The sequence below is a fragment of the Lactococcus allomyrinae genome, from assembly GCF_003627095.1.
GTDB classification, from domain to species: Bacteria; Bacillota; Bacilli; order Lactobacillales; family Streptococcaceae; genus Lactococcus; species Lactococcus allomyrinae.
In genome coordinates this window covers 507478-522829 of sequence record NZ_CP032627.1, presented here as the reverse complement: position 1 = coordinate 522829, position 15352 = coordinate 507478, and the positions used below count along the sequence as shown (strand labels likewise).

At 36.6% G+C, this 15352-nt stretch carries 13 protein-coding genes; all 13 read right to left on the bottom strand.

Annotated features, from left to right (window positions below):
* Positions 1-120 precede the first annotated feature (120 nt).
* A complete protein-coding gene (gene cysK, locus D7I46_RS02540; RefSeq protein ID WP_120771451.1) occupies positions 121-1041 on the bottom strand; it encodes a cysteine synthase A in 921 nt (306 codons plus the stop codon).
* Position 1042: 1 nt separating this feature from the next.
* The gene (locus D7I46_RS02535) at positions 1043-2191 is read right to left on the bottom strand and encodes a cystathionine gamma-synthase (RefSeq protein ID WP_120771450.1); all 1149 of its coding nucleotides are present in this window, start codon (positions 2189-2191) and stop codon (positions 1043-1045) included.
* 402 nt (positions 2192-2593) lie between these two features.
* A complete protein-coding gene (locus tag D7I46_RS02530) occupies positions 2594-3511 on the bottom strand; it encodes a BsuBI/PstI family type II restriction endonuclease (RefSeq protein WP_120771449.1) in 918 nt (305 codons plus the stop codon).
* Positions 3508-4548: an Eco57I restriction-modification methylase domain-containing protein gene (locus D7I46_RS02525; RefSeq protein ID WP_240424520.1), complete on the bottom strand. Its 1041-nt coding sequence runs from the start codon at positions 4546-4548 to the stop codon at positions 3508-3510. The genes D7I46_RS02530 and D7I46_RS02525 overlap by 4 nt, the downstream gene beginning before the upstream one ends.
* Before the next feature lie 41 nt (positions 4549-4589).
* Entirely contained in the window at positions 4590-4991 is a 402-nt protein-coding gene (locus D7I46_RS13430; RefSeq protein ID WP_205570822.1) for an N-6 DNA methylase, read from the bottom strand.
* A 414-nt stretch (positions 4992-5405) separates the two neighbouring features.
* Positions 5406-6947 carry a glutamine-hydrolyzing GMP synthase gene (guaA, locus tag D7I46_RS02520; RefSeq protein ID WP_120771448.1) on the bottom strand — a complete coding sequence of 514 codons (1542 nt, stop codon included), beginning with the start codon at positions 6945-6947 and terminating at the stop codon, positions 5406-5408.
* A gap of 222 nt (positions 6948-7169) precedes the next feature.
* Complete coding sequence (locus tag D7I46_RS02515) at positions 7170-7748, bottom strand: hypothetical protein (RefSeq protein ID WP_162930819.1); 579 nt, start codon at positions 7746-7748, stop codon at positions 7170-7172.
* A 324-nt stretch (positions 7749-8072) separates the two neighbouring features.
* Positions 8073-8936 carry a fructokinase ScrK gene (scrK, locus tag D7I46_RS02510; protein WP_120771446.1) on the bottom strand — a complete coding sequence of 288 codons (864 nt, stop codon included), beginning with the start codon at positions 8934-8936 and terminating at the stop codon, positions 8073-8075.
* A gap of 74 nt (positions 8937-9010) precedes the next feature.
* A complete protein-coding gene (locus D7I46_RS02505; RefSeq protein WP_120771445.1) occupies positions 9011-9880 on the bottom strand; it encodes an ROK family protein in 870 nt (289 codons plus the stop codon).
* A 105-nt stretch (positions 9881-9985) separates the two neighbouring features.
* A complete protein-coding gene (locus D7I46_RS02500) occupies positions 9986-11419 on the bottom strand; it encodes a glycoside hydrolase family 1 protein (protein ID WP_120771444.1) in 1434 nt (477 codons plus the stop codon).
* A gap of 244 nt (positions 11420-11663) precedes the next feature.
* A complete protein-coding gene (locus D7I46_RS02495; RefSeq protein ID WP_120771443.1) occupies positions 11664-12272 on the bottom strand; it encodes a YesL family protein in 609 nt (202 codons plus the stop codon).
* A 279-nt stretch (positions 12273-12551) separates the two neighbouring features.
* The gene (locus tag D7I46_RS02490; RefSeq protein WP_120771442.1) at positions 12552-14135 is read right to left on the bottom strand and encodes a glycoside hydrolase family 13 protein; all 1584 of its coding nucleotides are present in this window, start codon (positions 14133-14135) and stop codon (positions 12552-12554) included.
* Positions 14135-15127 (bottom strand): family 20 glycosylhydrolase, encoded by a 993-nt coding sequence (locus tag D7I46_RS02485; protein WP_120771441.1) that lies wholly within the window; start codon positions 15125-15127, stop codon positions 14135-14137. The genes D7I46_RS02490 and D7I46_RS02485 overlap by 1 nt, the downstream gene beginning before the upstream one ends.
* Positions 15128-15352 lie beyond the last annotated feature (225 nt).

Below are 15352 nucleotides of genomic sequence, written 5' to 3'. Positions count from 1 at the left end.
ACTTAGCAAGAGTGGACAGCGTAGCGAAGCGGAGGTGTGACCTCATATCTTTGATGTGAGGTTGTACCCTAACCTTTGTAGACAAGAAAGAATCCCTCACAAATGAAGTAATCACTTCAATCAAAAATCATAGAGCTCTGTCGATAAATAGCGCTCACCATTATCTGCACAAAGTGCTAAAACTCTTTTACCAACTCCAAGTTTTTTGGCCACCTTGTATGCTGCGCAAATTGCTGCACCTGAAGAAAAACCAATTAAAAATCCTTCATTTCGTCCAACTTCCCGAGCGGTCATAATTGCCTCATCAGTCGTTACATCTATTATATCATCATAAGCCTCGTTATCTAAATTTAAAGATGCGAAGGGAACTCCAATTCCTTGAATTCCATGCTGTCCGCTTTTTCCACCAGATAAGACCGGAGATTCAGCAGGTTCAACCACAAAGGTTTTTATCTTTGAATTTATTCTCTTTAACCCATGTGAAACTCCTGATATTGTTCCCCCAGTACCTGCGCCTGCCACAAAAGCATCCAATCCTTGATTTCCAAAAGCCGCTAAAATTTCAGGAGCTGTCGTTTGTTCATGTGCAGTAATATTAGCTGAATTCTCAAATTGCATTGGCATAAACCATCCCTTCTCTTTGACCAGATGTTTTCCCAAATCAATTGCAGCCTTGATTCCTTCAGATGCAGGAGTTAAAATTAACTCCGCACCATAGGCTTGAATAAGTTTACGTCGCTCAATAGAATAATTATCAGGCATAATAATCACAACTTTATAACCTAAAGCTGCGCCGACAAGAGCAAGTCCTATCCCTGTATTTCCAGAAGTCGGCTCAACGATTGTTCCTCCTTCTCTCAGACGCCCATCCATCTGTGCTTGCCGAATCATGTTTAAGGCAATTCGATCCTTTACCGAACCTCCAGGATTAAAAAAATCTAATTTAACATAAACATCCGCGCTCCCTTTTGGAGTATTTTTTAGTTTTACAATTGGCGTTTCACCGATGAGTTCAACAATATTTCCAACAATTTTATACATTTCATGCTCCGATTAAATGAATGGCACGATTCAAATCACCAACAAGGTCATCTATATCTTCAATGCCTACAGAAACACGAATCAAACCATCCCTAATACCAGCTAGTTCACGAACTTCTTTGGGAATTGATGCATGAGTCATTATGGCTGGCACTTCAATCAAACTTTCCACTCCACCAAGTGACTCTGCAAGAGTAAAATAGTGTAAACTTTCGACGAATGGTTTTACTTTTGACTCATCAACCAATTCAAAAGAAAGCATTCCACCAAAAGCATCCATTTGAGATTGTGCAATCTCATAACCTTTATGGCTTGGCAACCCTGGATAATAAACTTTGGCTACCGCTTCTGATTCCTCTAAAAATTTTGCAACTTTTTCTGCACTCTTGCTATGAGCATCCATCCGAAGTGCAAGTGTCTTAATTCCACGTTGAATCAACCAGCTGTCTTGTGGACCAAGCACTGCTCCAATTGAGTTTTGTAAAAAACCAATTTTTTCTGCCAAGTTTTCCGAATTTGTTGTTACTAATCCTGCTACCACATCAGAATGACCACCAAGATATTTAGTAGCAGAATGCAACACAACATCTGCACCTAATTCTAATGGTCGCTGTAAATAAGGAGTTGCGAAAGTATTGTCAACCAAAGTGAGTGAATGATGGGCTTTAGCAATACGAGCAATTTCTTTAATATCAAGGACTTTCAGTAAAGGATTTGAAGGTGTTTCAAAGTAAACTGCTTTTGTTTCAGGCTTAAAAGCAGCCTCTAAACTTGCTGGTACACTCAAATCAATTAAATCATAAGTGATGCCACTGCGTACTAACACTTTGTCAAGTAAGCGGAAAGTTCCACCATATACATCATCAGCTAAAATAAGATGGTCTCCAGCAGAAAACATTGAGAGTACAGCATGGATTCCTGCAAGTCCCGAACTAAATGCAAATCCTTTCACTCCACCTTCAAGCTCTGCAATCAAAGTTTCAAGAGCATGGCGCGTAGGATTTCCTGAACGTGAATATTCGTATTCTTTGGGCTGACCTAAAGCATTTTGCTTATAAGTTGAAGTTTGGTAGATAGGAACAGATACTGCTCCTGTTGTACTATCTGTTGATATACCGCCATGGATTACTTTTGTTTTTAAATTTGCCATTTTTCTCTAGACTTTCTAATTATTTTCTATATATAGATTACCATGAGCTTATGTACATTGTTATAAAAATTTTTTATGATGACTTTAACTATTTTTATAGAGAAAAAAAGCAGGCAATTGAAATTGTCTGCTTTTTTAAAATTCCTATTGTAAGTCGGTCTTAGACTGGCTTTTCTTTTTGAAGAAGTGAATGAAAAAAGTACTAAGAATCATAAAATTATGACCTTAGTACTTTTTAGTACTAAATTTTCGGATATAACACAGTATGACTTGTTCGATACCTTTTGTTTATTTTGGTAAGATTTATTTCGTTCTTATTCTAAACATGGATATCTTTAGATATTGCAGTGCTTGATATTCACTAAACCAGAATGAGAAGCTTATTACAAATAAAACTTAAGTTTATCTTGGTCCTAAAAATCTATCACCGTTCAAATGTATCATATGATCTGGCATTGCCGATATCCATACTTCTGTTTCCCACGCAATTGTTGTAGCAAATTTTTTGTAAGTTGTAAAATCAAGAAATGCAGTGACAAATACTTTTCCAGCTTTTACATTTCTAGTCATCTGAGTAATCTCTAAAATTCTCTTAGGGTCCATTGGCCCCACACTAGTAACTGATTCAATAAAGTATATCCAATTTTTTTCTTCACTATATAGTACAACGTCAGGCATTTTGTCATGTTTAGTAATTGTAAATCCAAGTTTTTTTAATGTTTCAATATTATTTACTAAATCTTTCTTTATAGTATCCCCAACATATAGACATTCAGATCCTGGAGCAAATCTAGGTGCAAATTCCTCAATAATATATTTTTGGAGTTCATTGTGTCTACCTGGAGAAAAAAGAAAATTCTCACCATTAATTTTTACGGGCATCTTCTCCATTCTTTTCTTAGATGCGTATTTATCAATTAAAGTTCCGTGTTCATTTTTAAATTCAATTAAAGAACTATCCCAGGAATCCTTTTTAAATGATTTTATCAGAGCTAGAGCTTCCTCGGTTAGTCTATATCTATAATTTGGTGAATTAGTTGCTTTTCCATTATCTTCAATTATTGCAGCATTTCTAAAATGATGAATAGCCTGTTTTCTAAAAGTTTCCCTAGAATTTTCCGCATATATTATGTCATATTTTTCATTTAGGAATTGAATAATATCGTGAATTCTAATCCAATCATTCTTGCTTGAATTCCAAGTATCCTCTTCACTAACAGAGCTCATAGCAATAAGAGTATAACCACATAAATCAGTTTGTTGTTTCTTTGGCATACCGATTTCTTGTAATATCAACTTTGCTTCTTCAATTTTTTTCATTTCATAACCTCTCCTAATATAATATCGCACATTTCTACAGAAAAAACATTAGACAATATCAACTTTTCTCCTAAATATTTTAAAATATTAATTTTGGGCATAGGTATGCTATTTATTTCCGTGCTATTGACCTGAGTTGATCCATTTAAGATTCTGTAATATCTATCGTAAATGGTAGAATTAAATACCACGTACAGCCCAAAAACCAAAGATTCATCAATAATCAAGTTATTAACTGAGTCAATAAAATTTAATTTGTTTTGTGTACTAATATGGCTATACTCTGGAAAATTTTTAGATAAATATATCCCACATTGGAGCCTTCTTTTTTCATCTTTAGAGGTAAATCTTTTAACAAACAAATAGTTCTTATTTTCCTGAATTAACCCTGTCTTGCTATCCACTACATATTCATAATCTTTACCTATAGGAAATTGAACTAGACCTTCTTTAATATGCTGGGAATAGAATAATGGAATAATGCCATCTCCAGATTCATCTCTCAAAAACTCTCTATTCCTAAAGTCAACTGTGATACCTGTTTTCATCTTTAAGTTCAAATCAAGAAGAGTGCAGTCAAATTTGTCTATTTTACTTAACACCTCTAGTTCTTCGTTATTAGTAACCAAGTAAACATACTTTTCATCTCCAGATACAGCTATTTTATAAGGAACTTCGATATTTTGGATAGTATCAAATTCAGTGCTGTCTTTTGAGGTAGTTATTGATATGAACGGATAATCTGCGTCTGTTTTTTCAACTCTAATAATTATAGTTTCTTGAAGGACAGTTTCATTATCAAATACTTTATCTCTACTAGCAAAAAGATGGATGTTCCGCAATTTTCCATTTGATAAGAAATAATCTCTAAATTTCTTAAAATAGGAGCCAGAAGTCCACGATCTAGGCATAATATAAACCATCTGACCATTTGTTTTTAGATTAAATAAGCTCATACTTGCGAAAAGAAAGTATAGATTTGGAGCACCGTAACATACACTAGGCATTGACATCGCTTCTGGTGAATTTTTAGAAATTTTTAAATAGGGGGGGTTTCCAATAACTAGATCGTACTTTTCTAGGGGGTGCCAGCTTCAAAGGCGAGTCCCTGGCTAACCAAATAATTATCTCTAAAAATCGTATAATCTATTTCAATTGTGGATTTATTTTTTATGAATTCTAAATTTTCTACCAATATATTAATAATGTCAAGATTGTTTTCATAACAAGTTATATAAACTTTATTAAGTGTACATTCGCTTTCTAACCTTTCAATCAATGCAGCAGTTAGAATACCAGAACCAGCGCCTGGATCTAAAATACTTATGGAAGTTTTGTTACCGAAATTAGTAATATCAAACAAACTAGCCATATATTCTGCTGTTTTTTTTGAAGTAAAAAATTGTCCAATCTTTTTTCTTTCCGTTTTACTTTGTTTCTCAATATATGTGAGCGTATCATTAATAATATATTCTAACATTTTTCACGAACCTCTCAATAAAAATAATATCAATTATGCTACCTTATCAAATATTCAGTAACACTATTTGGTGAAAATTTAGATAAACAAAAAATAAAGGCGATTTTAAAAACTAATATGTGGGAAGAGGCGTAGTAACATTTCAGAACTTTTCTTCAATTCTCATTTAGTTTTTTCTTATTTTTTGTATTATAAAAGGAATAATGGTAAACATGAATTCTAGATCGCATATTTACGACGACCATTTTGAAGAATTAAATTAAAAAAGTACCAAGAATCATAAAAATATGACCTTAGTACTTTTTTTAGTACTCAATTTCTCGGTTCAACTTAGAAAAAGTGAGGCCTGTAACAGATAATTCAGTGTAACTTAGCGCCTTTCGGTTCAATAGTTTTTGTTAATCATAGTAGATTTTATTGCCACTCAACAGTTGCTGGCGGCTTACTCGTAATATCGTAAACGATACGATTGACGTGATCAACTTCGTTGACAATACGAACTGAAATTTTTTGCAAAATATCCCATGGGAGACGGGCAAAGTCAGCGGTCATACCATCAATTGATGTAATTGCGCGAATCGCAATTGTGTAATCATAAGTTCGTCCATCACCCATCACACCGACAGAACGAACATCTGTATTGACTGTGAAATATTGCCAAACCTCACGTTCAAGACCTGCTTTTGCGATTTCCTCGCGTAGAATGGCATCTGACTCGCGAACAGTTTCAAGCTTTTCTTCTGTCAAATCGCCAAGAACGCGGATCGCTAAGCCTGGACCTGGGAATGGTTGACGCCAAACGATTTCATCGGGCATTCCTAGCTGAGTTCCTAAAGCACGTACTTCATCTTTAAAGAGTGTATTCAAAGGTTCAATAAGTTGGAACTGCATATCTTCTGGCAAACCACCAACATTATGATGTGATTTGATGGTTTGAGCTGTATCTGTTCCAGATTCAATCACATCAGTATAAAGTGTACCCTGAGCAAGGAAATCTACACCTTTTAATTTACTTGCTTCATCATCAAAAACATAGACAAATTCGTTACCAATAATTTTACGTTTTTGCTCTGGATCTGAAAGTCCTACAAGCTTGTCCATGAAGCGTTTTTGAGCATCTACTTTGATGATATTGAGCCCAAATTTTCCACCTAAAGTTTCCATGACTTGGTCAGCTTCGCCTTTACGAAGAAAGCCGTGGTCAACAAAGATTGATGTCAATTGGTCACCAATTGCACGTTGCAAAAGGACGCCAACAACTGATGAATCTACTCCTCCTGAAAGACCTAGCAGAACCTTTTTATCTCCAACTTTTGCACGAATATCTTTGATTTGCATATCAATGAAGTTTTCCATTGACCAGTTGCCTTTAGCTTCACAGATATTTAGTGCAAAGTTACGAAGAAGGTCTGTCCCGTGAACCGAATGACGGACTTCTGGATGAAATTGGATGCCGTACAAGTTTCGTTCCGTATTTTCAACAGCTGCAAATGGACTATTTGGTGAAGTTCCTACAACGTGGAATCCTTCTGGAATTGCTGTGACACGGTCACCATGACTCATCAAAACATCTTGAACTTCAGGTGTACCAGCAAAAAGTGCTGATTCTGCTTGGAGAGAGAGGGGAGCAACACCATACTCACGTTCTGAAGCACCTTCAACCCTACCACCAAGTTTATAACTCATCAGTTGCATTCCGTAGCAAATTCCTAAAATAGGCAAGCCAAGTTCAAAAATTTCTGGATCAATATCGAATGAACCTTCATCATATACGGAATTTGGACCACCTGAGAGAATAATACCAATAGGATTAATCTCGCGGATTTGAGCGGCTGTGACTTTGTGACTCATGAGTTCTGAGAAAACACCAATTTCGCGGATACGGCGTGCGATAAGTTGATTATACTGTGAACCGTAGTCAAGCACGATGATTTTTTCAAGTGTGTTGTCGGACAAGGGACCCTCCTCTGTAAGATACAAAAGCAACCATTTAAGGACCGTTAAACTCACATATCTTGTGACTATTTTTTGTCCTGGATGCTTTTGTTCAATTAAAATTTATTAGGTTTATTCTATCATAAATTATTAACTTTTGCAGAGATGATTTTTAGATGATATGTAAAAAGCGCTATCATTGTTTTCCGTTATTGACGACAATAAGCGAAATAGTAAATCTTTTTAAATAAATGCAGCATTGACCAATTTTCTAAAATGATCATCATCAAAATCTATGCCTCTGCCATCTTTTTCTAATTGTAGTTTTACTGTGGTCAGTGTTGATGATAATCTGGGATTAAAATCTTTTAGTCCTTGTAGAAGTTCGGTATTGCTAGAAGTTTCTTTTATCCCAACCAGTGGTGTAAATCTTAATGTAACCTCTTTTGTTTCTCCTTTTGTCACGACTGATGTGATTTCAAAGTCTTGGATTTTTGTCAGAGCATTGACCGCTTTGTCAGCATAATTTTTAATGATTTCTGTTGCTGGGATATGATTAAGACTAAGGGTTTGGATGACATCTTTACCTCCTAATATTTTTTCTTGCTCTTCTATAATGTCTTCTTTCAGCTCTGAGATAATCTCAGAAGGGGCATCATTTGTGACTGCTCCTATATTTCTTGTGTCATTATTAATGAGAAAATTCATTGCATGAGTTGTTGCTTGTCTTGCTGCAGTGTTATTTGAAGCTGACTCATTAGTGCAAGCTCCTAACATCAGTAAACTTCCCGCTGTCAAAATAATAATTAATTTTTTATTCACATTTTTATCCAATCTTTTTCTAATTTTTATTTCATTTTATCAAAAAAACGTTAGGAGACCTAACGTTTTAATAAATATCCAAGAGGTGAGAAAGGCTCAACCAGAAACTGTGAAAAATAGGGAAATTTTTGGTTCTGCTTAAGCAGCAGGTTCAAAATTTCATCTTTTTTTCGCAAGTTTCTAGCCTTCCGAACTCCGTTGATTAAAGAGTCCGACTGCGCTAGGGTCTTAGCGCTTACGACGGGGTTGTACCCTGACATTGGTGGGGGAGAAAGAATCCCCCGCAATGAAGTAATCACTTCAAAAGTTGACTGCCATTCAAGCTTACAATAATTTTGCAGCTAAAGCAAAGTTACCAATGGTCGCTGAACCGTTGTCAGCAACTGATGGAGTGACAAGATATTCTGTCAGTGCTGACGGAATTTTAACGTAGTTTGCAAGTTGTTTTTCAAATTGTTCGCGTACTCGCGAAATCATATGCTCTTGCGCCATCACTCCGCCACCGAATACGATTTTTTCTGGTGCTAAAGCCAATGTTGTATTAACGGCGATTTGTGCGATATAAAAAGCTTGAATCTCCCAAACTTCACTGTCAAGTGGAATATTTTCACCTCGAATACCCGTTCTCGCTTCAAGAGAAGGACCGGCTGCAACTCCCTCAAGGCAATCCCCATGAAAAGGGCAAACTCCTGCAAAATCAAGGTCTTTTGGATGTCTTTTAACATACTGATGACCCATCTCTGCGTGTGAAACACCACCAATGAACTTTCCGTCCTGAACGGCTCCGCCACCAATCCCTGTACCAATCGTGTAATAAACCAGAGAATTTCCCCCTGTCACGACCATTTCACCATATGCAGAGCTGTTTACATCTGTCGTAAATTCCATCGGAATCTGAAGCGCCAATTTAAGCTTGCCGAGAAGGTCAACATTTGCCCAGCCTGCTTTGGGTGTAGTTGTAATGTAGCCATAAGTTGGACTTTCAGGGTTGATGTCAATGGGACCAAAAGACCCAATTGATAAGGCAGACACAGGATTGTCTTTGAAAAACTCAATGACGGATGTAATTGTTTCTTCTGGAGTAGTTGTTGGGATTTGTATTGATTTAATAATGTTAAATTGTTCATTACCGATAGCAAGGACGAATTTTGTTCCTCCTGCTTCTACTGAACCATAAAGTTTTGTCATAATTTTTCCTTGAAAATAGTATATTTTTGTGACTTTTTGATCTTTTTTTCGTATATAAAAATGTATAAATAGAGTTATTTATTGAATGTCTGAACAAAATCTACTGTTGCTCCGATGAGATTTGCATCATTCTTAAATTGGCAAGCAGTAATCTCAGGCATAAATGGTGCAATCTTGATCGTGTCCATAATCTTTTGGAGTTGTTTTTGTATCTCTGGAATAAGCCATTCTGCTTGAGAAACTCCGCCACCAATAATGACACACTCAGGGTCAAAAGAATAACTCAGATTAAAGATACCTTTAGCAACATTAAATGTAAAAATATCCATTTCTTCTTTAGCTATTTCGTTACCTGCAAAAGCCAATTTAAAGATATCAATGGCATCAAGGTTTTCACTTGTGCGTGTGTTATAACGTTCTGCCATGCGAACAGTCGTACCAAGCGTTGAAAATGAATTTTCTTCGTCCATGAGCATAAATCCAAATTCACCACCAAAAAGGTGTTTCCCGTGGTGAATCTTTCCATCAATGACAAAAGATCCGCCTACCCCTGTACCTAAAACAAGAAATAGCACATCTGAATGACCTTTAGCTGCCCCAAACTTGACTTCTGCGAGCGCAGCACAATTAGCATCGTTTTCAATAGAAACAGGCAATCCAAAACGTTTCTCAAATTCGCTATGAATGTCAAAGTTATGAATATAAGGCAAAGCACTAGCACCTTCAATTACACCAGATATTTTATTTACTGCACCTGGTGAACTAATCGCAACACCACAAACATCGCTATTTTCCTTAAATTGCTCTACTACCGCACTCAGATGTTGATAAAAAGTATCAAGATTATCGGGCGTTGCAAATGCTCCTTGATTGCTCAATTGACCTTTATCAAAACGTGCATATTTAATACTTGTACCACCAATATCAATCGTTAGTAATGACATATTTTGCTCCTTTTATGATTTATATTTAATTATGTAATCTCATAACACGAAATTTGAAACGAAAATCTTCTTCCAGAAATGATGAACTTACTGACAGAAATCCTGTCAGTAATCGTCAGCATATTTATTGATAATTTGCTGGCTAACCTCAAGTACACCAGCAGTTGATAGGCTCTTGAACCAATGAGCTGATTTCTTCAGTGTCTTGACTTGTGTGTGAATGTCTAAGGCAATCAATCCATAACGGTTTTTATAAGAGTTCCTCCAACTCCAACAATCAATGGGTGTCCAAACATGATATCCAAAACAATTTGCACCTTCGCTGATTGCTTTATGAAGCCAATAAAGATGCTCCGTTGTAAATTGAATACGATAATCGTCTTGAATGACACCGTCATTGTCAGCAAAGCGTTGTTCATTAGCAACACCCATCCCATTTTCCGAAATAAACCACGGGAGATTCTCATAATCTTTTTGTATTCTTTTGGCAATTTCATAAACCGTTTGTGGATGAATTTCCCAACCACGATCAGCATTCATTCGCACACCTCGTTTATTGTATGGGGCATAAAATTTATCTGGACGAAAATCTTGGGCTAAACTATCACTTGAAAATTCTGGCTCTTGAATACGACTGGGATGATAATAATTTACACCTAAAACGTCAATTTTATACTGACGAATTGCTGACAAATCCTCATCAGTCGCTTTCCAGAGCGCATTTTCTGCTGACAGCATTTCTGTCAGTACTGACGGAAATTCTCCTTTCACCGAGGCGTCCAAAAATAGACGATTTTGCCACAAATCCGCCATTTCTGCTGCAAAAACATCTGCATGATGAGAGCTTGCAGGATAGGCAGGAGTTAGATTCAAGATAATGCCAATTTGCCCAGCGGGATTTTGATTGATTGTTCTAAATTTCTTAATTGCCAAACTTGACGCCAATTGCAAATGATAAGCGACTTGAACTGCTCTCTTGCCATCCACCACATCAGGATAATGGAAACCAAGCAGATAACCACACTCTACAACAACCATTGGCTCATTGAAGGTAAACCAGTCACTCACACGGTCTGAAAAAAGCTCAAAACATTTCCCAGCAAAGTCCGCATATAAATCCACCACATGACGACTTTCCCAGCCTCCGTACTTATGCAATAACTCCACTGGCAAATCAAAATGATGCAAATTAATCACTGGACGAATCCCATGCGTTAAAAACTCATCAATTACTGCATTATAAAATTCAACCGCTTTTTCATTGAGCGTACCAAGCTCCAAATCATCAATCAAACGCGACCATTGAATACTTGTTCGCACAGAATTCAAACCAGCAGCTTTCATCAACTCAATATCATCACGAAAATCATTGAAAAAATTGCTTGCTGTATCGGGACCAATTGCTCCCCAAAATCGTTCTTGAAAATGATCAAAATCATAATCAAAAACATTATCGTGCTGTTTTTTAAACCGACCTTCTGTTTGTGGACCACTCGTTGCCGCTCCCCACCAGAATTCTTTCGGAAATTGTAAATTCATAATCCTCCTTCAAGCGATAGTTCCCCAAAGTAAAATGGGAAAATTTAACTTAGCAACACTACCTCCGCTTTACTCCGCTGTCGATTCACCACGGGTATCCATTCGCCTTGCTGCTTTAGCAGCTTAGAGCGATAGATAACGTAGCGAAGCGGAGGTGTGACCTCATATCTCTGATATGAGATTGTACCCTAAACATTGGTAGGGGAGAAAGAATCCCCCACCAATGAAGTAATCACTTTAATATTTACTCTGCCAATTGTTCATCAATTTTCACTCGCCACTCTTTTGTTACTGTTACACAGTAGATTTGTAAAACTCCAATTACAGCAAACAAAATCAAACCTTTAAATTGCCAAGTTAATATCAGCAAAATTATCGTTCCCAGCAATAGTTTCAAATAAGTTCTAAAACTTACAAAATTTGAAATAAAACTGATTTTTAACAGATTTCCAAAGCTCATCTCAAACTGACTATCTAAAATCATCGAATACTCAAAGGCTGTTAATACGTATGTCAACCCAAAAAGTAAAATAAAATCAATAATGAAAAACAGCAAACCTCGAATTTGAACAGATAAATATAGATTGTAAATCAAAAGCAAGCTTATTGCGGCATAGAACCAAAAGATTAAATTAGCACGCCAAAAATTGCGTTTGAAAATACGGTAAGCCTGTTTTACTTTAATCGCTGTATGCTCAAACCCCTCTGCTAAGTAAAGCTCTGTTACGACTTTAAAAGCTGGACCAAATCCCAAAATAAAGCCACCAGATAAACTTAATAACCAGAAAATCAAGGTCAATTTTACTACAACCCAAATTCGGATAAATAATACTTCTAAGGCTCTTCCAATCATTCTTTTATATCTTTCTAATACTGCTTAATTTCTATAATAAGGTTGTTCAAAAACTCGTTCTGCTTTTGGAACATAAGGTATAACCTCATATCTTTGATATTAAGCAGACTGTCGCAACTTTAGCTACATAGTTACACCTAGAGGTTTACCCTAAAGATGAAAGAATCCCCTACTAATAAGTAATCACTTCAAAATGAGACCAGCGTAATTTTACTTTCATTTTATTCTTCTTTATACATTATATCATTTACTTAGAAAAATGTTAGGGGTTACATTGTTTCACTCAACCTCCAGAGCAAACGCATCCCAAGCCTTCATTTTTATTTCTGTCAGTGCTGACGGAAAGCTCTCAGTACTGATAATTTCAGCTTTTTTCCTAAAGTTACTGACAAAAGTATTTTCATGATTTGACAGATTTGCGACAATAAGAAAAGTTTGATTTTCCGTCTTTCTTAGATAGGCAAATATTTCATCAGAGCTATCAAGTAGTTCATAAGTTGCAGTATACAGCCAAGCTTGCTCATGACGAAGGGCAATCAATTTTTGGTAGGTGTAGAAAATAGACTGCTGATTCTCTAAGGCAAGCATGACATTAATTTTCCTGTGGTTCGGATTAACCTCAAGCCAAGCTTGTCCTGTGGTAAAATCTGCTTGTTCACTACCATCCCATTGCATTGGTGTTCGAGCATTATCACGACTCATTTTGCGCAATACGTCCATAATTTTTTCATCAGACCAGCCCATGTTTCGTTTATCTTCCACAAAATTAAGAGATTCAATATCATTTATTTCTGAAAATTTTTCAAACGGAAAGTTTGTCATTCCAAGCTCTTCTCCTTGATAGATAAAGGGTGTACCGCGCATCAGATGTAGTAAAATCGCGAATGCTTTAGCTGATTTTTCTCGATATTTATCAGATAATTCTCCCCAAAATGATACCAAACGTGGCAAATCATGATTTCCCCAAAATAATGAATTCCATCCTTCATCAGGGGCAATCTCCTGCCAAGCCGACAAAGCTTGTTTGAGCTTTGGAACATTGAGTGGAAGATAATTCCATTTGTTCCCTTCTCCTGCTGAAGTCAAAATATGCCAAAATCCAAAAACCATAGATAACTCATGCCTATTTGGCGCTGAATACAACTTTGCAAGTTCTGGCGAACTTGACCAGGCCTCACCGACTGTGAGCAAGTCGTTCCCAACGAAAACTTCACGATTCATCTCTTGCAAATATTCATGCAATTTAGGACCATTTACTGTAATATTTTCATCTGGAATTTTTCCAATTAAGTCAATAACATCAAGCCTAAAACCACTAATTCCCTTTTTTAGCCAAAATTCCATCATTTTGTGAATTTCACTGCGAACATCAGGATTTTCCCAATTTAAATCCGGCTGATTTTTGCTAAATAGATGAAAATAATATTGTTGAGTTAGCGGATCAAAAGTCCAGTTTTTATCATTGAAAACTGGCTGATCTCGCCAGATATAAAACGAGCGCTTGGGATTTTCCAATGTTTGTCGTGCTTCTTTAAACCATTTATGCTGGTCAGAAGTATGGTTGACAACCAAATCCATAAGTACTCGAATTTTACGCACTTTCGCCTCTGACACCAAACACTCAAAATCATCCATTGTACCAAATGATGGGTCAATGGTTAAATAATCACTGATGTCATAGCCATTATCGATCATTGGTGACTGATAGACAGGTGACAGCCAAATCGCATCAATCCCTAATTTTTGTAAGTAATCTAACTTCTCAATAACCCCCTGTAAGTCACCGATACCATCTGCATTTGTATCTTTAAAACTTCGTGGATAAATCTGATAAATTACCGCTTTTTTCCACCAATTTTCCATTAAACCTCCCCATATTTTTTGACAAAAATAGGAAGCAGCTCCGCCAAATCAATTAAAATTTCACTGACAGACTTCGCTTCCGCCTTGTCAGCCCACACTGAAAAATAAGTGCCACTGACAGACTTCATTTCCTCATTTGTCAGTATTTGTTCACCTGAAAACTTATTTCTGTCAGCAAATTTGATTAATTTTTCAACCGATGGATAGTTGTAACCCGCATTTTCCCCTAGCACATAGTACAAATCATTATCACAGAAATTAACCAAGCGATAACCCGCACGGAGCCAGTCCCCAACTAATGCCATATTCACATCCCAATTCGTCCAATAACAAACTTCAACATCCTTTGTCAGTACTGACAGACTCTCAAGGTCTTTCCGTAAAAAACCATCATTCCAAACACGTACTTTTTTGCCCTTTAACGACAAATATTGTGCGATATGATTGACAAAGTCAACATAAAATTCCAAACCTGAAGCCTTCTCACCATAGTATTCATGGCTTTTTGAAAGTAAATATGGATAAGCCTCCATCCGCCTAAAATCAATAAACTCATCTCCCCCAACATGAAAAATATTACACTCAGAAAACCACTCACAGCACTCACGAATGATGGATAAGAACCATTCGCAAGCCAAAGGATTTGTCACATCTAGCGCACATCCTTCTGTTGCTGGAAGTGCAAACTCTGGTCGATTTCTCAACAAAGCTCGTAAATGCCCTGGTGCATCAATGTCCGGAATCACTTGAATTTTATAGCGATGTGCAAATTTTAATATTTCCTGAATATCATCATAAGAATAAGTCCTGTCATTAACTGATGACATTCTGTCAGTACTGACAGCTTCCAAATTCAGCCTAAATGCTTCATTTTCACTCAGATGTAATTGTAAATGAGTCAAACCCGTTTTAGACAGAAGCTCAATTAACTGCTTTATTTCATCAATTGACCAAAACTTACGACCTACATCCAATAAGAGTCCTCGCTCCATTTCCTCAGTTCCTCACTTATAATAAAGTTATTCACAAACTTACATTACTTTTGGCAGCAAACCAAAGGCACAACCTCACATCCTCAATATGAGGTCATGCCTCTACTTCGCTACGTTATCCATTCGCTCTATCTCACCTTCACTACACTGCCGATTTCACTATCTCCGCAACTTCATTGCCACGCTGTCCGTTTGCTTAGCTGCTAAAGCAGCAAGAGAAGAGCA

What these genes read in the sequence shown, in the direction of transcription:
- cysK (WP_120771451.1), bottom strand. Translation starts at nt 1,041, where the DNA reads ATGTATAAAATTGTTGGAAATATTGTTGAACTCATCGGTGAAACGCCA.
- D7I46_RS02535 (WP_120771450.1), bottom strand. Translation starts at nt 2,191, where the DNA reads ATGGCAAATTTAAAAACAAAAGTAATCCATGGCGGTATATCAACAGAT.
- D7I46_RS02530 (WP_120771449.1), bottom strand. Translation starts at nt 3,511, where the DNA reads ATGAAAAAAATTGAAGAAGCAAAGTTGATATTACAAGAAATCGGTATG.
- D7I46_RS13430 (WP_205570822.1), bottom strand. Translation starts at nt 4,991, where the DNA reads ATGTTAGAATATATTATTAATGATACGCTCACATATATTGAGAAACAA.
- scrK (WP_120771446.1), bottom strand. Translation starts at nt 8,936, where the DNA reads ATGACAAAACTTTATGGTTCAGTAGAAGCAGGAGGAACAAAATTCGTC.
- D7I46_RS02505 (WP_120771445.1), bottom strand. Translation starts at nt 9,880, where the DNA reads ATGTCATTACTAACGATTGATATTGGTGGTACAAGTATTAAATATGCA.
- D7I46_RS02500 (WP_120771444.1), bottom strand. Translation starts at nt 11,419, where the DNA reads ATGAATTTACAATTTCCGAAAGAATTCTGGTGGGGAGCGGCAACGAGT.
- D7I46_RS02495 (WP_120771443.1), bottom strand. Translation starts at nt 12,272, where the DNA reads ATGATTGGAAGAGCCTTAGAAGTATTATTTATCCGAATTTGGGTTGTA.
- D7I46_RS02490 (WP_120771442.1), bottom strand. Translation starts at nt 14,135, where the DNA reads ATGGAAAATTGGTGGAAAAAAGCGGTAATTTATCAGATTTATCCACGA.
- D7I46_RS02485 (WP_120771441.1), bottom strand. Translation starts at nt 15,127, where the DNA reads ATGGAGCGAGGACTCTTATTGGATGTAGGTCGTAAGTTTTGGTCAATT.